Annotated in this window: 19 protein-coding genes; 7 read left to right on the plus strand and 12 right to left on the minus strand. The window is 42.5% G+C overall.

Features of this window, described 5'->3' with window-relative positions; genetic code table 11:
- Nucleotides 1-248: 248 nt before the first annotated feature.
- From secA to GGD38_RS06700, 3 genes are all read left to right on the plus strand, one after another.
- Complete coding sequence (gene secA, locus GGD38_RS06690) at nt 249-3,581, plus strand: preprotein translocase subunit SecA (RefSeq protein WP_375298788.1); 3,333 nt, start codon at nt 249-251, stop codon at nt 3,579-3,581.
- Between the two features lie 218 nt (nt 3,582-3,799).
- Nucleotides 3,800-4,672: a class I SAM-dependent methyltransferase gene (locus GGD38_RS06695; protein ID WP_375298787.1), complete on the plus strand. Its 873-nt coding sequence runs from the start codon at nt 3,800-3,802 to the stop codon at nt 4,670-4,672.
- 12 nt (nt 4,673-4,684) lie between these two features.
- The gene (locus GGD38_RS06700) at nt 4,685-5,188 is read left to right on the plus strand and encodes a methyltransferase family protein (RefSeq protein WP_375298786.1); all 504 of its coding nucleotides are present in this window, start codon (nt 4,685-4,687) and stop codon (nt 5,186-5,188) included.
- A 152-nt stretch (nt 5,189-5,340) separates the two neighbouring features.
- Here GGD38_RS06700 and GGD38_RS06705 read toward each other — a convergent pair whose 3' ends face one another.
- From GGD38_RS06705 to GGD38_RS06720, 4 genes are all read right to left on the minus strand, one after another.
- Nucleotides 5,341-6,165 (minus strand): DUF1080 domain-containing protein, encoded by an 825-nt coding sequence (locus GGD38_RS06705; protein ID WP_375298785.1) that lies wholly within the window; start codon nt 6,163-6,165, stop codon nt 5,341-5,343.
- A 136-nt stretch (nt 6,166-6,301) separates the two neighbouring features.
- Nucleotides 6,302-6,910, minus strand: coding sequence for a c-type cytochrome (locus GGD38_RS06710; protein WP_375298784.1), 609 nt, complete (start codon nt 6,908-6,910; stop codon nt 6,302-6,304).
- A 166-nt stretch (nt 6,911-7,076) separates the two neighbouring features.
- The gene (locus tag GGD38_RS06715) at nt 7,077-8,384 is read right to left on the minus strand and encodes an amidohydrolase family protein (RefSeq protein ID WP_375298783.1); all 1,308 of its coding nucleotides are present in this window, start codon (nt 8,382-8,384) and stop codon (nt 7,077-7,079) included.
- 13 nt (nt 8,385-8,397) lie between these two features.
- Nucleotides 8,398-11,496 (minus strand): amidohydrolase family protein, encoded by a 3,099-nt coding sequence (locus GGD38_RS06720; protein WP_375298782.1) that lies wholly within the window; start codon nt 11,494-11,496, stop codon nt 8,398-8,400.
- A gap of 102 nt (nt 11,497-11,598) precedes the next feature.
- Between GGD38_RS06720 and deoC the strand changes: the two genes are divergently transcribed.
- From deoC to GGD38_RS06740, 4 genes are all read left to right on the plus strand, one after another.
- The gene (gene deoC / locus GGD38_RS06725) at nt 11,599-12,273 is read left to right on the plus strand and encodes a deoxyribose-phosphate aldolase (RefSeq protein ID WP_375298781.1); all 675 of its coding nucleotides are present in this window, start codon (nt 11,599-11,601) and stop codon (nt 12,271-12,273) included.
- A gap of 252 nt (nt 12,274-12,525) precedes the next feature.
- Nucleotides 12,526-12,966 carry an SPOR domain-containing protein gene (locus GGD38_RS06730; RefSeq protein WP_375298780.1) on the plus strand — a complete coding sequence of 147 codons (441 nt, stop codon included), beginning with the start codon at nt 12,526-12,528 and terminating at the stop codon, nt 12,964-12,966.
- 116 nt (nt 12,967-13,082) lie between these two features.
- A complete protein-coding gene (locus GGD38_RS06735; RefSeq protein WP_375298779.1) occupies nt 13,083-13,859 on the plus strand; it encodes a DUF3800 domain-containing protein in 777 nt (258 codons plus the stop codon).
- A gap of 165 nt (nt 13,860-14,024) precedes the next feature.
- Complete coding sequence (locus GGD38_RS06740) at nt 14,025-15,212, plus strand: M20 family metallopeptidase (protein WP_375298778.1); 1,188 nt, start codon at nt 14,025-14,027, stop codon at nt 15,210-15,212.
- 34 nt (nt 15,213-15,246) lie between these two features.
- On the opposite strand, the gene GGD38_RS06745 is transcribed toward GGD38_RS06740, so the two are convergent.
- From GGD38_RS06745 to GGD38_RS06780, 8 genes are all read right to left on the minus strand, one after another.
- A complete protein-coding gene (locus tag GGD38_RS06745) occupies nt 15,247-15,639 on the minus strand; it encodes a serine hydrolase domain-containing protein (protein ID WP_375298777.1) in 393 nt (130 codons plus the stop codon).
- A gap of 13 nt (nt 15,640-15,652) precedes the next feature.
- Nucleotides 15,653-15,838, minus strand: a complete 186-nt coding sequence (locus GGD38_RS06750; protein ID WP_375298776.1) for a hypothetical protein — start codon at nt 15,836-15,838, stop codon at nt 15,653-15,655.
- Nucleotides 15,839-15,843: 5 nt separating this feature from the next.
- Nucleotides 15,844-16,542: a hypothetical protein gene (locus GGD38_RS06755; RefSeq protein WP_375298775.1), complete on the minus strand. Its 699-nt coding sequence runs from the start codon at nt 16,540-16,542 to the stop codon at nt 15,844-15,846.
- 30 nt (nt 16,543-16,572) lie between these two features.
- Complete coding sequence (locus tag GGD38_RS06760; RefSeq protein WP_375298774.1) at nt 16,573-16,944, minus strand: GntR family transcriptional regulator; 372 nt, start codon at nt 16,942-16,944, stop codon at nt 16,573-16,575.
- A gap of 17 nt (nt 16,945-16,961) precedes the next feature.
- On the minus strand, nt 16,962-17,789 hold the full coding sequence (locus tag GGD38_RS06765) for a hypothetical protein (protein ID WP_375298773.1): 828 nt from the start codon (nt 17,787-17,789) through the stop codon (nt 16,962-16,964).
- A 9-nt stretch (nt 17,790-17,798) separates the two neighbouring features.
- Complete coding sequence (locus GGD38_RS06770) at nt 17,799-18,632, minus strand: ATP-binding cassette domain-containing protein (RefSeq protein ID WP_375298772.1); 834 nt, start codon at nt 18,630-18,632, stop codon at nt 17,799-17,801.
- 232 nt (nt 18,633-18,864) lie between these two features.
- A complete protein-coding gene (locus GGD38_RS06775; RefSeq protein ID WP_375298771.1) occupies nt 18,865-19,293 on the minus strand; it encodes a hypothetical protein in 429 nt (142 codons plus the stop codon).
- A 50-nt stretch (nt 19,294-19,343) separates the two neighbouring features.
- Complete coding sequence (locus GGD38_RS06780) at nt 19,344-20,354, minus strand: hypothetical protein (protein WP_375298770.1); 1,011 nt, start codon at nt 20,352-20,354, stop codon at nt 19,344-19,346.
- Between the last annotated feature and the right edge of the window lie 1,098 nt (nt 20,355-21,452).

The raw sequence follows: 21,452 nt of genomic DNA on the forward strand, positions 1-21,452 counted from the left end.
GTCGGGAGGACCCCGGGAAACAAACAGCTGAAAAATGCCTTAACATATATCTCAAATCTCCATGCGTTAGCCCCGAATTCACACCAAATGATCAATTATTGCCTGCAAACCATCTACTTCTGTTAGGGCCAACTCCCCGCTTTTTTGTACCTTTGACGTCCCTGTCAAATTGGCTCGTTACCAAAGTGTAGCATCTTTTTTGACCAACCTTAAATTTGTAATCTTTTAAAATAATTAACCGCTATATCATGTTAGGTTTTCTTTCAAAAATGTTCGGAGGAAGTAAGTCGGAAAAGGATGTTAAGTTGATTCTGCCGATTGTAGAACAGATCAATAAGAACTTTGCCGCTTACCAGTCGCTGTCTAACGATCAATTGCGTGCCAAGACCCAGGAATTCAGGGCCCGTATCAAATCGCACCTCGAAAAAATTGATAATGAGATCGCCGATCTGAATAAACAGGCTGAAGAACTGCCTTTTAGCGATATCGTAGGAAAAGACGCCATCTATCAACAGGTTGATGCGCTGATAAAAGACCGCGATAAACAAATAGAGGAAGTACTGAAAGAAATTCATCCCGAAGCATTCGCGGTAGTTAAAGAAACTGCCCGCCGTTTCAAGGAGAATCCCGAAATGGTGGCTACTGCAACCGATCTCGATCGCGAACTCAGCGTAAAAAAAGAATACGTTACCATACAGGGCAACCAATCGGTTTTCAAAAACGCCTGGAGCGCCGGCGGTAACATTGTTACCTGGAACATGGTGCACTACGATGTACAGCTTATTGGTGGCTCGGTACTGCACCAGGGTAAAATTTCAGAAATGGCAACGGGTGAAGGTAAAACCCTGGTTTCGACCCTGCCCGCTTACCTCAACGCCCTTGCAGGTGAAGGTGTTCACATTGTAACAGTGAACGATTACCTGGCAAAACGTGACTCTGAGTGGAACGGAACTATTTTCGAATGGCTTGGTCTTACCGTTGATTGCATCGACAAACACCAGCCTAACAGCGCCGACAGAAGAAAAGCTTACCAGGCCGATATCACCTATGGTACCAATAACGAATTTGGTTTCGACTACCTGCGCGATAACATGGTGCATACACCAGAAGAAATGGTGCAACGCAAACACCATTTCGCAATGGTAGATGAGGTGGATAGCGTATTAGTGGATGACGCCCGTACACCATTGATCATTTCTGGTCCGGTACCACGTGGTGAAGATCAGCAATATCATATCCTGCGCGATCGCGTACGTAACCTGTTCGAAATGCAAAAACAGGTGGTTAACAAGAACCTGATCGATGCAAAGAAATTATTTGAAAGCGGTGAAGATGATCCTAAAACAGGAGGTTTGGCCCTGATGCGCGCCTACCGCGGTTTACCTAAACACAGCGCCCTTATTAAATTCACCAGCGAACCAGGTATAAAAGTAAAGCTGCAAAAGGCCGAGAACTATTACCTGGCCGATCAGCAAAAACAAATGCCGGTTGTTGATGAAGAGCTGTTCTTCCACATAGATGAAAAGAACAACTCAGTTGACCTAACCGATAAAGGTATACAGGCCATCACCCGCAGTGGTGAAGACCCAGACTTTTTCGTTCTGCCCGACATTGGCATTCACCTGGCAGAGATCGATAAAAGCGATGCACCTGCAGAAGAAAAATTACAACGTAAAGAAGCTATTCTCAACGAATATACCATCAAAGCCGACCGTATACACACCGTACAACAATTGCTGAAAGCATATACGTTGTTCGATAAAGATGTGGAGTACGTGGTAATGGATGGTCAGGTTAAGATCGTAGATGAGCAAACCGGCCGTATCCTCGATGGCCGCCGTTACAGCGATGGTTTACACCAGGCCATTGAAGCAAAAGAAAATGTGAAGATCGAAGCCGCTACACAAACCTATGCTACCATCACGTTGCAGAACTACTTCCGTATGTACCATAAACTGGCAGGTATGACCGGTACCGCGGTTACCGAAGCTGCTGAGTTTTGGGACATTTACAAACTGGATGTAGTTACGGTGCCAACAAACGTTGCTGCCGTTCGTAAAGACCAGGAAGACCTTGTTTACAAAACCAAGCGTGAAAAATATAAAGCGGTAATTGACGAAATTGAAAGACTGCGTGCTGCAGGCCGCCCGGTACTGGTTGGTACTACAAACGTTGAAGTAAGTGAATTGCTGAGCAAAATGCTGCAGGGTAAAAAGATCCCGCACAACGTATTGAACGCAAAACAACACGCCCGTGAAGCACAGGTAGTACAGGAAGCTGGTTTGGCCGGCGCTGTTACCATTGCCACTAACATGGCCGGTCGTGGTACCGATATTAAACTGGGACCCGGTGTTAAAGAAGCAGGTGGTTTGGCCATCATTGGGACAGAACGCCACGAAAGCCGCCGTGTTGACCGCCAGCTGCGTGGTCGTGCAGGCCGCCAGGGCGACCCCGGTACATCACAGTTCTATGTTTCATTAGAGGATGATCTGATGCGTTTATTTGGTAGTGAACGTATTGCCAGCATTATGGACCGCTTTGGTTATAAAGAAGGCGAAGTGATACAACACAGCATGATCACCAAAAGCATTGAGCGTGCACAGAAAAAAGTAGAAGAGAACAACTTCGGTATACGTAAACGTTTGCTCGAGTACGACGACGTAATGAACAAACAACGTAACGTGGTTTACAAAAAACGTAACCACGCCCTGTTTGGCGATCGTTTGGCCCTCGACCTCGATAATGCGTTCTATATTGTTGCAGAAGGTTTGATCAATGGCTTTCAGGAACAAAACGATTACGAAGGATTTAAACTCGCTGCCATTGTAAACTTTGGTATCGACAGCGCTATTACGCAGGAAGAATTTGATAAAGGCAAACCCAATGACCTGGCAGAGAAATTATACCAGGAATCAATTGGCCGTTACCAGCAAAAAACTGCCGAGCTGCAACGCCAGGCGGTGCCGGTATTCCAGAACATTCGCCAAACACAAGGCAGCCATATAGAGAATGTGGTAGTACCATTCACCGATAATAAAAAAGGTTTACAGGTACTGGCCAGCCTGAACAAAACGCTGGAGACCGAAGGCCGTGAATTGATCAACGCCCTGGAACGTCAAATAACCCTGGCTGTTATTGACGAAGCATGGAAAGAGCACCTGCGTGCTATGGACGATCTGAAACAAAGCGTACAAACAGCTTACCTCGAGCAAAAAGATCCGCTGGTTATCTATAAGATCAGTGCATACGACCAGTTCAAACAAATGGACAGCGATGTAAATAAGGACATCATCAGCTTCTTATGCCACGCAAACATTCCGGTTGAACAACAAGGCCCAGGCCAGCAACAAAGCCAAATTCGTGAAGGTCATGAGCAAAAGACCGACATGAGCCGTATGCGCGCCAATAAAGAAGAAGTAGATGCCCGTGGTGAAGATTACGCAGCCAATGAGCAGGACCAGTTTGACGAAACCATTAAACAGGAGCCTGTTCGTGTAGGCCCCAAAGTTGGTCGTAACGACCCTTGTCCTTGCGGCAGCGGTAAAAAATTCAAGAATTGCCACGGACGTGATGTAGCTTAGTAAGTATTCGTTTAACAATATTTAAAAGCATCCTGAAAGATCAGGGTGCTTTTTTTATTTAATAGAATTGGAACTTAACCCGATTGCTTTCAAATAGTTATCTGCTACAGGATAATTCGGGCAGGTTTCCCCATACTACTTAGTGGTAAATTTCATGTTAAGCCCCATCAACTTCGTGCAAAACGGTGTATTTTAGATACCCAAACGTATAGCGATGTATGAAGGCAGATAAGGCAAGCCAAACGGCACAATACATGGCTTTATTCAGGGCGCTTGAAACAACGCAGCCTGCGAATAAAAGGCTCTTTAAAGATCCTTATGCTATTTCATTTTTAGATGGTAAGTTAAACCTTGCCGTTCGCCTCTCCCCTATTTCATTGGTTCGTAGTTATGTGCAAAACACCATTCGGAAAAAAATACCTGGCGCCATGTCATCGGGTATTGCACGCACACGCTATATCGATGATCTCTTACAACAAACCGTACAAAACAATATTCAACAGGTGATCATTTTAGGCGCCGGTTTCGACACCCGCGCCTTACGGCTCAATTATTTATCAAACACCCCTGTTATTGAAATAGACCACCCCAACACTGCCCGTAAAAAAACAACTATACTCAAAAGAAAACTGGGCACATTGCCAAATCATATCCACTACTGGCAAATTGATTTTAATAAGGAAAGCCTGCAGGAACTGGCTACCAGGATGAAACTCAATTTTTCCATTCCCACAACCATCATTTGGGAAGGGGTAACCAATTACCTTAATGCCGAAGCCATTGATAATACATTTGCTTTTGCGCAGCAGTTTGCCATGGGTTCTTACATTATTTTCACCTATGTTCATCAACAGGTTCTAGACGCGCCCGAAAACTTTTTTGGTGCTACGAAACTTTTGAAAGATCTTAACGCCCTGGAAGAACGCTGGACGTTTGGTTTTAAACCAGAAGATCTATCCGTTTACCTGCAACAATATAATTACGTACTACTTGAAGACTCCGGAGCATCTGATTACCGCGATAAGTACTTGCCTGATCGTCCCGAAAAAGGGTATGAATTTTACCGTGTAGCATTTGCATCAAAAGTTTAAATTAACTTTCTTATGGAGTCGCCTTCGATATTGAAACACTTACGTGATATTATAATTATGCCATTTACGGTTACGTTTGTTGTACCGTATTTGTTATATGATAGCAAGGATGAGCTTATACCGCATAATTCCAATTTTAAAATAATAGGCTGGCTGATTGCAGTGGCCGGGTCGGCGTTGTTTGTGTATACGGTGTTCCTTTTTAAAACATTGGGGCATGGCACCCTGGCGCCCTGGGAACCCACCAAAAAACTAATTGTGGAAGGCCCTTACCGGTATTGCCGAAATCCCATGATAACAGGTGTATTCTCTATGATATTGGGCGAAGGGTTGATGTTATACTCAGCCAATATTCTTGCCTGGGCCGTAGCCTTCTTTATCATTAATACCCTTTACTTCATTTTTGTTGAAGAACGCAGCATGATGCAGCGCTTTGGAAGCGATTATTTAAAGTATAAGAAGCATGTACCCCGTTGGGGGTTGAGGTTGACGCCGTTCAAACTTCTAAATAGCTAATTTGAATAGTTGAAAAATCTGGATATTAATAAACAGAAGTAAGATGTAGGACGTATGAAGTAAGAAACGCGCGATTATAAAATCATAATCACTTATTCCATCTTAGACCTCGTACTTCGTACCTCTTACTTCTTACTTCGTATTCTTAATTGTTATTTTCGTTCCTTGCTCTCAGAGGATAAATCTTTGATCTCCACCTTCCTAAAATCAATCGGCTGCCCCTCGCTTTGCAGGGCAATAAAACCAGATGAAAGTATCTTACCATCAGGTTTCATCTTAGGATCGTGGCCGGTAACTACCTCCCCACCTATTTGTGGTTTTGAATACCGCATTACCGTATCACCATTAACAATGTGGGTGATCGATGAATCACCTAATACTATAAGTTCGGCACGAACCCATTCATCTTTGCCATAAGTTTTTGATGTTGAGTTTATGCAATGCCTTGTATCGAGCACGCCATTGTACACAATGTTGGTACCGGGCGAACACATGTTTCCGGTGGTACGCGGTTTACCGTCGCCCAAACCGGCCAGCAATTGAAACTCTATTGAAATAGGCCAGTTCTGTTCTTTAGGCATGGAATGCGGATCTTGTGAATGGAACATAATACCGCTATTGAGAATGGTATAGGATGGTGCATCCTTTTTCCATTCATCGGCAAACTTATACTCCACTACCAGGTGATAATGTGAGAAAGGCTTTTTATAATACAGGTGGCCAAACTGATCGTTGAAAGCGCCATATTTATCGTAACGCACTTTTATCATGCCGTCTTCTACCCGAAAGGTATTGCCGAAGTTATCACCCACTTCGTGATGATAGATCTTTACGATCCAGTCATTGAGGTCCCTACCATTGAATAGCGATACCCAGCCGTCCTTGCCGGCAGTTTGACTTTTTTGTGTACTGTGGCAGGCGGCAATCGTTGTGGCAACAATGCAAATAAAACAGTAGCGAATAAATCCTGTAACCATGGGGGATAGTGTTTCTATCTATGGAAGATACAGGATTGTCGTGAAACGGCAAACGTGAAACGGCAAAGCCGAATTTCGGAGTGACTGCGAAATGGCTTGAACCCGAATAAGCATGAGGCCTTTCACGTTTTACGTCTTACGATTTCGGCGGCATATTGATCTTCGCCGTAGGCACCACATTTTTCACGGGCTTTATTGATTTCAGGTAGGCGAAAATAGCCTTAAGATCTAAATCGGTTGCGTTTCTGAATTCCTGCCAGGGCATGGGCGGCAACAGCGGGCGGGTGTTATCGAGGCCCTTGTATTTTCCTTCGCGTATGGCTTTCAGGAATTGAGCTTCCGACCAGCTACCAATACCCGTTGAATCCGGTGTGAGGTTAGCTGAGTAAGACGTACCCCAGGGACCTACATAATTTGTAAGCATTTGATTAAACAGGATCCAGTTTTTAGCCGTATTACCATCGTATGGCGCTACAGGCACATCAGAGGGATGTCCCGACAATATTCTTTCTTCATCCAATACAGGTCCCTGGGGCCCCATCTTTTTGGGCGTATGGCAATCATTACAACCCATAATACTTACCAGGTAACCGCCACGCTTTACCAGACTGTCATGCGACATAGGCGCAGCTTCCGTTGTTGCATCAGCAGCAGTTGTTTGTTCCCTAGCTTCGGGTTGATTGCAAAAAACCAATAATACAGTTGTTGAAACAGCAACACATACCAGTACAGGTATCTTTTTCATATGCAGGCAATTTTGGGGATTAAAGTAGAAAGGAAATGTATTTCCTGAATTTACTGCATTCTGTTTCTGCACAAAATGATTTACAAATAATTACCATACTTCTTGATCGCCGTCAATTAAAAAAGGTGGGCCAATGGCCCACCTTTCATACATTTATGTGTTTGTGTTACTTCAACTCATACTTGTATTTATACCTGTCGTACAGTTGCTTTTGTTTGTTTTCAAGGCTAACTTCGCGACCCTGAATAAAAGCCTGCACAATGATGCTTGTGCGCATATCAAGAATATCGCCTTCGCTTACTACAATGTTGGCATCCTTACCTGCTTCAAGCGAACCTGTTTTGCTATCAACACCCAGTATTTTGGCCGAATTAAGCGTAATGGCCTGTAATGCCTGCTCTTTGGTTAACCCATAAGCAGCAGCAGTACCGGCATTAAAAGGCAGGTTGCGGTAACGGCTTTCACCGTGCTCATCGTTCAGCGCAAACAATACCCCGGCTTTTTGTAACATCGCCGGTGTTTTAAAAGGCTGATCAACATCATCATCTTCAGTAGCAGGCAACGCATGCTCATCTTGCAGAATTACTGCAATGTTATATTGCTTCAGCAGATCGGCAATTTGAAAACTTTCACTGGCGCCCACCAACACTACATCAAAACCAAACTCTTTTACAAAGTCAATGGCAATGAGTATTTGTTTAACCTGGTTGGCATGCACAAACAGTTTTTGTGTTTTATTGAACAAACCTTTTAATGCTTCATACTTTAAATTGGTTTCTTTATGGGTAGGTTCCTGCAGATAACCTTTTGCCTGACGGAAAAGCGTTTTTATTTCATCTATCTTATTCAACGCTTCCTTAGTTGGATCGGTTTGCGGTTGCGGTAAACCCAAAAATGCGGCGAAGCGGCTGGGGCGGCTTATGAAGGTGGGCATGTTCAGGTGAATGGCATTATCCATTTTATAGGCGGCATCTTCCCAGTTCCATGCATCGAGCTGCACTACCGAAGAAGATCCACTGATGGTGCCGCCTTGTGGTGTAACGCCGGCCAGCAAAATACCCTGTGCCTTTAGTGTGTTGATGATCTTTGAATCGGTATTGTAAGCCACTATTGAGCGGATGCTGTTATTGTATTCACCCAGCTCGGCATAGTCGTTTGAACCTCTTACGCCGTTGCCGATCTCTTTCAAACCAAGATCGGTAACCGGCAATATTAAGCCGGGGTATACCTGTTTACCCTTTACATCAACCACCTTGGCGCCTGCGGGTGCGGCAATACCGGCGCCTACCTGCAGTATCTTTCCATTCTCAACTTCAATGGTACCATTTTCAATTACCTGGCCATTGCCAACATGTATGGTACCGTTAGTGATATACATTTTCCCGGTTATTGCTTTTGCCGGGTATACATCTTCCTGCGCCTGTAATGCAATGCCGGCAGCAAGTAGTTGTATGCATATGATTAATTTTTTCATTGTTTTGATTGTTTTAGCGGGTACTTGCATCATTTTCATCTACATCAATAGTGATCAATCCATCGTGATGATCATGATCGCCACAACTCAGCACAACCTGAAAGCTGGGGGTTGCAGGTCCAACAGGACCACCACTTCTTTTTTCACCCAGCATCTTTTGCACGAGGCGATTTCTTTCTGCGCTTATTTTTTTACGCATTTCAAGGTCGCGGGTACGATCGAAATAAACAATACCATCAACGATCGTTTTCTCGGCTTTTGCATAAATGCTTAATGGATTGTCGCTCCATACTACCACATCGGCATCTTTACCTGCCTTTAGGCTACCTACTTTTTCATCAACATGCAGCGCTTTGGCGGGGTTTAACGTTACCATTTTAAATGCATCTTCTTCACTCATGCCGCCGTATTTTACGCTTTTGGCGGCTTCCTGGTTCAGGCGGCGCGCCATTTCAGCATCATCTGAATTGATACATACATTCAATCCCACGCGTTGCATAATGCTGGCATTGTATGGAATGGCATCCGTTACTTCGGTTTTATATGCCCACCAGTCGCTAAAGGTAGAAGCGTTGGCGCCATGCGTTTTCATTTTGTCGGCCACTTTATAGCCTTCGAGTATATGCGTGAATGTATTTACGCGGAAGTTGAATTTCTCAGCCACCCGCATGGTAGCAGTGATCTCGCTTTGCACATAAGAGTGACAGGTAATGAAACGCTTTTTATTCATGATCTCAACCAGTGCATCCAGCTCCAGATCGCGGCGAACGGGTGCAGCAGTAGTAGTTGTTGTTGCAGCGCCTTTCTTTTTAGGAGTGGCTGTGGCAGCTTCCGATTCTTTACAACCTTTTTCATATTCGCAGGCGCGGGTAAAGGCATCCATCATCACTTCTTCAACACCCATACGGGTATCGGGGAAGCGATTGTTGTTTTGCGATGTGGTGCGTTTTACATTCTCACCCAATGCAAATTTGATAAAGGGATCAGCGCCTTTGAACTTTAGTTCTTCATCATTAACACCCCAACGCAATTTTATCAGCTGGGTTTGTCCGCCAATGGTATTGGCCGAACCGTGCAGAATATGGGAAGAAGTAACGCCACCGCTTAACTGACGATAGATATTGATATCCTCGGGATTGAGGTTATCGGCAATACGCACTTCTGAAGTTACCGACTGGGCGCCTTCGTTTATTGAAAAAGCTGCTATATGCGAGTGCTCATCGATGATACCGGGTGTTACGAATTTTCCGGTGGCATCTATTACTTTAGCACCAGCCTCGGGCAGGTTCTTACCTATCTGTGCTATTTTACCATTTTTGATGAGGACATCAGTGTTGGTAAGGTTGCCTTCTTTTTCGTTGGTCCAAACGGTACCGTTCTTTATTAAAATGGTTTCGGCCTGTGGTAATGAATCCCAGCCATAACCGTCGAAGGGATACGTTACTTTACCAAGAATACCTTGCGGTTTCTTTTTGGTAGTATCGGGTGCCGGGGTACCTGCTTTTGAGAAAGTAGCGCTCCAGAGCAGATTATTGCCATCGGCATCGATACCATTACCATTCCAGGTATCGCCGTTAACCGATCCGCCTAAACGAATGCTGGCGGCGCGGGGCTTCTTTTCAGTAGCAAAACTGATTGTCACCAGTTTGCCATCGAAGCTGAACTTTGTTTTAATGGTATCTTTTGCAATGATGCTGGCATCGGAAGTGCTTTTTACATCGAGCGTATAACTATTGCTGCCATTAGCGCCTTTTACATTTAATGTATACTGGCCGGCAACGGGTGCCCAGTTCTCGTCTTTAACACTGTATTTATCACCCTGCACCCAGTTTTGTAAGATCACCGTTTTTTCTTTGAACACTTCGCCATTTGTAATAATAAAGCTGGCTACTTTACCGGCATCCAGGCTGCCCACTTTATCATAAACACCCAATGCAGTGGCGGGTGTTTTGGTAAGCGCTTCCAGTGCTTTGGCTTCGCTCAGTCCTTTATCAATGGCTTTGCGCAGGTTGGTAAAAAACTGTTTGGTATCTTTTACATCGGCAGCGGTTATACAAAAAGGAATGTTGGCCTTTTCAAATGCGGCCAGGTTGGTGGGCGCCAGCTCCCAATGCTTCATATCGGCCAGCGAAACAAAACGCGCTTCGTTGGGATCTTCCACATCCATAGCCTGCGGAAAGTTCAACGCCAATATATAAGTAGCTTTTGTAGCTGCAATTTCTTTTATGCGCTGGTATTCGTTACCGCCACCTTTAATAATGTATTGAACGCCGAATTCATCACCAATACGATCGGCGCGCAGGTCGCTCCACTTATCATTGGCTTCAAAGATCTGTGGTAATGATTGTACCTCGTTCCAGGCTTTTAAGGTAAGGTTCACGCCTTCGGCCGTTGGATTTGATCTATACCACTGTGCATCGAGGTAAGTTTGGCGCAACAGGGCAACAGAACCCATCATAGAACCGGGATAGCTTTGGGTTGATGTGCCTTTGCTAAACGAATAGTGTGCCGATGCTTTTTCTTTCAGCATTACGAGGTTCTCTTTTTCGGTAGCCAGTGTAACCAGCGCGCCGGTACCACGGGCAATACCATCTTTTTGGTGAGTTAACACAGTTCCAAAACCAATGTCGCGCAAGGGTTTTGCCTTTGCGTCATCGGTGTTGAATAATTTGGCGGCATCCAAATCGCTTTTAATGGCCTGGTTCCAGCCAAATACCCCTTTTATATTTGAGGTAAGCTGAGCCGGGGCGCGAAAATCGAAGCCCCCACCCTGCCGTTGCGGCTGCGCAACGCCATAGTCGCTGTAAATATCAATAAACGAGGGGTAAATAAATTTACCGCTGCAATCAACAACAACGGCATCTTTAGGGATGGTTACCGATGTGCCTACCGCCACCACTTTACCTTCCCTAATGACCAGGGTGGCATTGGCGAGCGTTGTTTGTACATCCTTTACAATAGTAGCATTTGTAAACGCGAAACATTTTACCTGGGGGTCGGCTATGCCGTTCACTGGGAACGTTACCTGCGCCCGGGTGGCGGTTTGAATCAGGAGCATAAGGCCAAACAGGAAAAGGAGCTTTCCTGGGGGAAAGAAACAGTTCTCTCTCATGTGCTTTTGGTTTTAGTGATAATTCAGGAACACAAAAGCCGAATTTAGGTAAATGAACTAATTTAGTCGGGTTAAAAACTTCTTAACCGGTTAATACGCTACATGAACATCGCACAATACATCGATCATACCTTGCTAAAACCTGCAGCAACCACACATGAGATAAAAAACCTATGCGACGAAGCCATTCAGTACAATTTTTTTGCGGTTTGTGTGCCCCCACCGCTGGTAAAAAATGCCCGCAGGGTGCTTGCGAACAGTTCGGTTAAAACGGCAACGGTCATTGGTTTTCCTTTTGGCTATTCGGTTGGCCGGGCAAAACTGATAGAGGCGCAACAGGCAATACAGGATGGGGCCGATGAGCTGGATGTGGTTATTAACCTGGTTGCGTTGAAAAGCGAGGCCTGGCAATACCTGCAAATGGAAATGGAAGATATTGTGGAAGCCGCGCATGCTAATAACAAGCTGGTAAAAGTGATCATTGAAAGCGGTATACTTACCAATGAAGAAATAATAAAATGTTGTGAAATATATGCCAAAGTGGGTGTTGATTTTTTGAAAACCAGTACCGGTTATGCCGAAAAAGGGGCTACCATTGAGGCGGTGCAACTGATGCGCCAGCACCTGCCGTCTAATATTAAGATAAAAGCCAGCGGCGGCATTCGCACCTATGAGCAGGCCGAGCAGTATGTTAAGGTCGGGGCGAACAGGTTGGGATGTAGTGCGAGTGTGGCTATAGTTACAGGAGCTCCGCAGAATGGAGCGGCGGGATATTAAGAATAGGTTACAAGTTACAGGGGTACAAGTTGCAGGGAAAACAAATACAGGAGCTGGTTACCGGTTTCCGGTTACCGGGTTGTAGCAACTAAGTAATAGCTTACCTGCCGCCTGGCGAAAGGACTTGCAACCTGGAACTTCTTGAATTATCTTTGGCGAAGAATTTGCATAAAGATCGCTAGAGGCTGCATAAAACCATAAGTATCATTAAGTACCAGCTCAATTTATGCCAGCTTTTAAAATATATTTCAGATGAAATACCTTATTTGTTGCTCCTTATTGATCCTGTCCCACAGTTTGTTTGCACAAACACAAGTAGATTCAACAGACAGCAGTTCTGTAACTGTACATAAAGATCCGCGGATCGATATGCTGATAAAAAAGCAGATCCAGATCAATGAGCTTACCACCCGCGATGCCCGCCGCCATGTGCAGGGATATCGTATTCTGGTAATAAGCACCAACGACCGCAACAAGGCCAATAGCGCCAAAACAAAGATCTACCAGGAGTTTCCTGAATTGAATGCTTACCTTATGTGGCAAAGCCCTAATATGAAACTAAAGGTGGGTGATTTCAAAAGCCGCGAAGAGGCCGAGCCCTATCTTTCGGCCATTCAACGTTTCTTCCCCAATGGCGTTTACATCATTCGCGACATCATTGAGGTGAATCCTGATAAGTCGGGGACGCTTTAATAATCCTTACATCAAAAAATATTGAAAGGCGAGGCATTTTTACATTGTCTCGCCTTTTGCGTAAACAGCACACACATAAAATATTATAAACATACATAAGCCTTTAATTAATACATTTGCTTCCATCAAAACTAACGGCTGCTATGTATTTCTGTTATGTAGACGAAAGCGGAGATTGTGGTGCGTTTAATCCAGATACTCCTAAAAATACAGGCTCTCCTTATTTTATCTTAGTTGGTTTAATTGTGCATGCAGAGAAATGGAAGTTCTCCTTAGAAGTTTTTAAAACCTTCCGTAAAAAATTGGCTGCACAAAGCTATCTACCTTACGATGTGGAATTTCATTGTTCAGAAATGATTGATCCACATAAGATCAAAGCATATACTCAAATTAGTGTAGCCGATAGATGGAAAATGATAGAAGCTTTTGCAGAAAAGATCGGAGGAAATGATGCGTTCACCATAATAGCATCAGTGATCAATAAAAGAGAAAGTTCAATACCGCCAAACGAATACCTCACAGCCTCCATTACAAAACTATACCACGCTTATGATCATTTTCTGAAAGAAAAAAAGCAATATGGAATTGTATTGTTCGATAGATCGAATGTAGGAACAATACATTCACATGTTAGGAAATTGTTAGGCACTGGAGCTGAAGGAGATGCTATTCCTGGAATAAAAGTAAACCACGTAATTGAAGATCCTATTTTCCGCGTTTCAGTAGATTCTATGTTTATTCAGGCGGCTGATGTTATTGCATATACTTTGAAAGAAAAAGAGTTTCCGCAAACATCCAGAAAGAAATATCATGCAGATAGAATATTTACAAACAAGCTAAAAAGAATATGCTATTGCTCCGGCGATGTTAATGAAGGAATAATCATGACATAAAAAAACCCCGGTTCCAAACCGAGGACTTGTTCCGGGCTCCCAGAGCCGTACAGCTCCTTTGGTCCAGAGATTCAAAGATATACATTTTTTCAAATATATCCAAACATTATATTTCCCACTTGCTCATGCTTAACACTTTCCCCCTTTCCAATTATCTTTGTGGCTATGAGCACTTTGCAAAAGAAGATCCAAAGCCTGGCAAAAACATACTCTGCTGAGTTCATAGATATTCGCCACCATTTACATGCACATCCTGAATTAAGTTATCAGGAATTCGAAACCTCGCGTTTCGTTCAAAGTAAATTAAAAGAATTTGGGATCCCCTTTACTGTAATGGCCGAAACCGGTGTTGTTGGTTTAATAAAAGGTAAGAACCCTGAAAAGAAAGTACTTGCCCTGCGCGCCGATATGGATGCCCTCCCCATCACCGAACAAAACGATGTTCCTTATAAATCAAAGAACGAAGGCGTAATGCATGCCTGCGGTCACGATGTTCATACCACCTGTTTACTGGGCGCTGCAAAAATATTGCAGGAGTTAAAAGACGAATGGGAAGGAACCGTAAAACTCATCTTTCAACCCGGTGAAGAAAGAAACCCCGGCGGTGCCAGCATTCTTATTAAAGAAGGCGTACTGGAAAACCCAAAGCCTCAGGCTATATTCGGATTGCATGTTCATCCGCAACTGGAAATTGGAAAATTAAGTTTTCGCGGCGGACAGGTTATGGCCAGCGCCGATGAAATTTATATAACCATCAAAGGCAAAGGCGGTCATGCCGCTGCGCCGCATTTAACCGTTGATACCATTCTGATTGCCTCGCACCTCATTGTGTCGCTGCAACAGATCATCAGTCGTAACAGGAATCCGTTGTCACCTTCGGTATTGTCTATCTGTTCTATTCAGGGCGGCCATACCACCAACGTTATACCCAGCGAAGTAAAACTGATGGGCACCTTCCGTGCACTTGATGAAGAATGGCGTTTTAAGGCCCATGAGCTTATTCGCAAACAGGCCACAGAGTTAGTACATAGCATGGGCGCAGAAATTGACCTGCACATTGACGTGGGTTATCCTACAGTTTACAATAATGAAAAACTAACCGAAGTTGCCCGTGAATTAGCCGAGCAATACATGGGTAAAGAAAAAGTGGAGACTACCGAAGTGCGTATGGGTGCTGAAGACTTTGGTTATTATACCAATCACATTCCCGGTTGTTTTTACCGCCTTGGTGTTATGAATGTTGGCAAAGGCATTACGTCGGGCGTGCACACACCTACCTTTAACATTGATGAAAGCGCTATTGAAATTGGCACGGGTATTATGGCTTGCCTGGGTAGTGGAACAGAATATTAATTGATCTTATTACCATATAACAGACCCGGTGCTGCTAAACAGCACCGGGTTTATTTTTAATCCATTTTGGTAACCTGCGCCATTTCTCCCTTAAAAAACCGGGCATATTCTTGTTTACATGATCATTCACCGAGAGCTTTCGCTGCTCCTGTAGTTTAAGCACCAATGCAGCTGTGAATGTTTTGGTAATGGAAGCTATACAATAAACAGTTTGTTTATCATGGCGAATTTTTTTTTCTTCATGGCTATACCCGTATCCTTTATGCAATACTATTTTTCCTTCTTTGGCAACCAGTACCATGCCGCTAAACTCAGCATTAGCAACACTCTTTACAATAAGCCTATCTATTTTTCCGGCTTCATCCTGTGCAAGTAACGAACAGTTTAAAAAAAGACTGACTGTTACAAACAACAACAACTTTTTCATTGTGCAGTAATGGTTAATTAACTATCATTTCGAATTTAGAATACCATACTGAGAACGGATCGCCGGAGAAATGGTTAACCGTTTTCTTTGGTGCTTCTTTTTCCACCTCTACAACAGGAGCAGGCTGGCTATGATGGTCTTTATTACCGGCAATTAATGTTAATAATGCGATGGCTAGTGCTACTAGTACGAGTTGCATAAAAATTACTTTAAATTTTTTATACTAAAACCCGAAAGATTAATGGTTGTGTTGTCATCAACATCGAGCGCAAGACCTCTTATCCTCGCTTTTTTACTATCAAAATGGGAGCTGTTCAATTTAAGATTTAGATTATATACCACTAAATGCTCTTTCAGGTTGATACTTGAATTATCGCTTGAAAGTGTAAGCTGATTGATGAACTTACTATCATCATCATTGTACATGAGTAGTAAGGATTGTTTGTTCAAATGAATATTGTATGAGGGCGCCTGCGCACTGTCCTTAGCACCTTTTATTCTAACATGAGTATAGTTGGCCAGCACCTCGGTTGCAGCGGGAAAATGTAATTTTACCATTTGATGATTGCACTCGCCACGATCCATTTGATCATTGGTAAATGGAGTACTACTGCGAATGACAATCGTATCGCCCACCACCTGGTAAACAATACCTTTTTCCTCACCTTTCTTCACTTCAAACCTGCCGGTATTGCTGTTTACAAGTTCTACATCGCAAAGGCCGGATATAGATATGTACTTCGATGCGGGCAGGTTAACAGTGGTTAACTCAGCAGATTCGTCCCTTACAAAAGGCACATAGTCGCCCCGTTTGTATTTGGCATACACCATCAGGTTAATTGTAGCAGACAGAACAATGATGGTTAAAAATATTCCCAGTAGTATTTTATTGCTCGTTTTCATAACATTTGAGTGCTTTGTTTTGGCTTTGCATTAAGCAAAATGTTGTTTCTTGAATTTTTCAAACCGGGGTTTTAACTCTTCGGGATCCATACCCAGCAGAAACATAGTGCGAAAAACCTGCGGCAGGTCCTTCTCTACAAAATCATTTTTGCGATAGGTTTGCGCGTTCTTTATAGCGGTGGGTGAAACAAAATAACCAATGCCACGCTGGTTATGAATGATCTCCTGTTGCTGAAGAAATTCATAGGTACGCATCACGGTATTGGGATTAACTTCCAGTTGCACCGCAAGTTCCCGTACAGATGGTATACGCTCTTCAACCTTCCATTCCTTTAGCAAGATCTTCTCGCACACATAATCGGCAATTTGTAAGTATATAGCTTGCGATTCGCGGAATTGCATATTTAATAATTTAGGCGTTAAACTTCTTTTTCTTTCAACCTGAAATAAGTAACGGTCCAAAGTATCGGCGGCAGTGTGTACATCATTAGAAACAATAGGATTGAACTGATCCATTCAGGAAGGCGTATCATTAGTTCTTTACCGTTTTCCAATACCTTGTATACCGTAAACGGTTTGAAGAAACTACCATGCGGCATAAACGAATCAACGATCTTATGTTCCCAAAACACCAGCACCAAAAACACGATCAACCCCCATATTAGTGTTTTGATATAACTGTACTTTGCAAAGTATACTGACCCTAACAGGAAGATGGATTGTATAGAAAAATAAATGATCAAAACATAATAAAAGAGATTGACAGGGGAGAATGGACTAACAAATACATTTATAATTTCATTAGGGGCATAATTACCACTCCTTGTTTCCTCATACTTAGCAAGCATTAAACCATTCGCTACTTTCACCATAATGAAGTCGACCAAATAATACACAGCCGTGTAACAAATGAAGTATAATACAACGCTGAACAGCAGGGCCGTTAATAATTTTTCAAACAGAGATGCAGGTAACAGCAAATAAGCTATACCCTTAGGTCCATCGCCCAGATCATTGAATTGCATGCTGGCAAACAAACACCCGGTAAGGAACAGCCCAACAAAATAAGTTACGGACTGCATTTGAAGAACAAGTGGATTTCTATTGTCAACAATTATCACAAAAGAGTACCATAACACCAACAATCCGCCAACAGCGCCCAGCGACATCAGGTATCTTTTTTTATTCTCGTTCCAGTGTTTGCCTATATATAATAACCAACGGTTAAGATTGAAGTAGGAATTCATAGCAATAGTTTAAGCGTTAAAGACTGATTCAATGGCTTTGCCATTCAGCACAATGGCTTTGTACAATAATTCAAGATCGAGTTTACTTTCATCGCCATTGGTATTGTGTGTAATAACGGCGCTGCCACGTAAAGAAGGCTCGCGATACAGTGCCTTCTTTATTTCGTCGCTATCGTACGAAACATGGAACGACAGTTTGCGGGTGATGGCATCAACCGTATGATCGAACAGAATACGACCTTCATCGATGATAGTAACACGGTCAATAAGACTTTCAAGATCTTTTACCTGGTGGGTGCTAATGACAATGCATTTATTTTCGTCTACACAACCGGCAATTACTTTACGAAACTGGCTTTTGCTCATGATATCGAGCCCGTTGGTTGGTTCATCCATAAGCAGTACAGAGGTATTACAGGCCAGGCCAAAACTGATCAACACTTTCTTTTTTTGGCCATAACTCATTTGTTGCAAAGAATTACTACGGGGAATATCAAATTCAGTAATATACCGGTTGAATTGATCTTCATTGAATTTAGGGTAAAACGGAGCGGTATATTTTATTAGGTACTCGATGGGCATATCGGGCAAATAGAATTCCTCAGGCACCATAAACAGGTCGCGCAAAAAAGCGGGCTGGCGTTTGGCCGGGTTAAAGCCAAGCACATTCACCGTGCCTTCTTTGGGAAATAATAAACCAGCCATGTTTTTTAGCAGGGTGCTTTTACCGGTACCATTCTTACCAAGCAAACCGTAAATATGGCCGGGTTCCAGTTTAAGGCTAAGGCCGGTAAATATCTTTTTTTTCCGATACCCAAAATGCAGGTTTTGGATCTGTATCATGTTTGGCGTTTTAGTGTACTAGTTTAATAGTACACGCAAACATAAGAGCTTTTTCCGGATCGGCAAATGCAATTGGTAGAAAATTGTGATGAACGGAAGCGGCATGGATAGTTCCTGCTATAAATCAATACGTTGCCTTTTAATAACAATTATCCCTCATACGTTCATATAAAATAAAAAAGCCGCAGCTTTTAACTGCGGCATCACCTAAAGACGGTATATATTGATCAAATTATTGGGGCAAATACCTTTGCACCAGTCTGAAGATATAATCGCTTTTACAGGTTTCATTTCCCATTAACAATACCCAGCCTGTAGTCTCTGAACGGAGTATCCCTACCGGCGTTTTTTCATTATTCTTATATACATTGATAATGGCGGTCACACTGTTCTCTTTAGCAATTTCAACCTTTATAGGTGTAGCCTGTTTGATTAAAGCCATATTTAAACTATCCAGTTCTTTTCTATCTGAAAGCGGGATAAGTTTTTTTTCCTGAATACCCGGGGCACTAAAGATGGTGAGCTCAGCTTTGGTTATTTGCCCATTTGATCTTAATAATTTATAATCATCTTTATCGGTACGCTTATTAAAATAGGATATTATAATAGCCAAAAATGACAAGGTAGTAAGAACAGCAATGATTATGGAACTTTTATTCATAAAACCGGGGACTAATTTCGCGCGAATATAAATAATGATTGCAATGAATCCTACTTTAACGCGGCGTCATACTTATCATAAATATTCCGTTCGGTGATCTTCAATGTACTATAAGGGAAATTAGTTGGCTTGCAATCGCGGCCGCAAAACACAGGTATTTCAACCGGGCTGCTGGCAATACTTTTCATTTTCTCTTCAAGCTGTGAATTGATGTCAAACGCCCGGGTGCTTCTTAAATATGCTAACGCTTCATAAGCATTAACCGCCATCAGGTGGTTGGGCGAATACAACAGACTGCTAATGGTTGCATATTCTTTTAACTTCAGTAACTGAATAAATAAGCCATCTGCTTCTTTATTGTGGTAAGAACCGGCCTGCAAATAAGTAGCAGTAAATATTTCATCTTTCAACTGCCGGTTAGTTACATCGGGCATGAATTTATAAGCCGTATATTTTTGTTCTGCCTCATTGAACAATGATTGATACAAGGTATCTACAACAAGGCTATCGCAATTGGCACAACCATATACAGGAAAATCAACGTCATTCACCAGGCCTTTTAAATATACGAAATCAAAAAAAGGAATAGTTGTATTTTCCACCGCACATTTCCTTTTGGCTGTATTCTTAATTACAAACTTCTTATAAATTATTTTGTCATCAATAACAGTAAGCCAGATGTCGGTGGCCATATAACCTGCATTCTCATCAATTTTAAATTCCTTCAACCCAATTATACCGGCCTGCATATTTTGCGATTGTACCAGGTCGTTCTTATCGGCATCCTGTACAAATTCTTTGTACTGCATATCCATGTTATACAGCTTACTTACATAACGAAGGTTTTCTTTATCCTGTTTTACCGACTTATTCGTAATGGTAACCGGCTTCACTGAATTGCAATATGTTTTCAGGAAAAGGATAAAAGAGTCTATTCTTTTAACATTCTTTGCATAGAACCTGTTTTGGGTGCCGGAAGCTGTTTGCGCATTTGTTGCCAGGCTAAGTATAAGGAGATATAATATAACGGCGATCCCTGCCAATTGATTAAACCGGCTCATTGATTATGTTTATGGTATTAGAGCAATTCTTGTACCCCCTGGCCAAGCTTGACCTAAGTCAATTAATTTCTTATTATACAGGAATTTATAACGAGGATCGTTCAACCCAATTTTGCCATCTTTTAATTTATCAAATCTACCGGTTTAATCTTTTAAGCCTTCATTCAATTGGATTTTGCCATCGTTCAATTTATCAAATCGACCTATTTAATCTTTTAAGCCCTCATTCAATTGGATTTTGCCATCGTTCAATTTTTCAAATCGACCTGTTTAATCTTTTGAGCCATCATTCAATTCGATTTTATCATCGTTCAATTTTTCAAATCGATCGGTTTAATCTTTTGAACCATTGTCCAATTCAATTTTACTGTTATTCAATTTATCAAATTGATCAATTCGATCTGTTAAGCCATCGTTCAATTTATCAAATCGACCCGTTTGATCTTTTAAGCCATCGTTTAATCCATTTAACTAACGATTTAATGTTACGAATCGATCGGTTCAATCTTCTGAGCCATCGTTCAATCCGTTTAACCTGCCATTTAATATTACGAATTGGTCGGTTCAATCTTTTGAACCATCACTCAATTCAATTTTACCGTCGTTCAATCCATCAAATGATCAATTTGATCATTTGAGCCATCATTCAAACTGAAAACATAGGTCTCCAATCTATTTTCTCACAACAACCTGTAGGGTTTTGCGGAATCCCGACAGGAAAAGAGAATTCCTTAAGGGTTTTGCGAATTCCCGAAAGGTTCTAGGGATTCCTTCAAGGCTTTGCAAATTCCCGAAAGCTTTTGCGATTTCCTGACAGGAAAACAGAATTCCTTCAAGGTTTTGCGGATTCCCTGAAGGTTTTACAAACTCCCGTAAGGTTTTGAGGATTCCCGTAAGGTTTTGCGAATTCCCTTAAGGTTTTGAGGATTCCCGCAAGGAAAACAGGAAACCATCCTGAACTAAAAACTGAGAACTTAAAACTAAGAACCCAAAACCACAAAACACCCTCATTATAAACACTTTATATACAACCGAACGAACATATGTTTCCCCACCGCAATCAGGTAACCCGTTTTGCCGTAAATTGCGCGCCAATTG

Source organism: Niastella sp. OAS944, assembly GCA_024809215.1.
GTDB lineage: Bacteria > Bacteroidota > Bacteroidia > Chitinophagales > Chitinophagaceae > Niastella.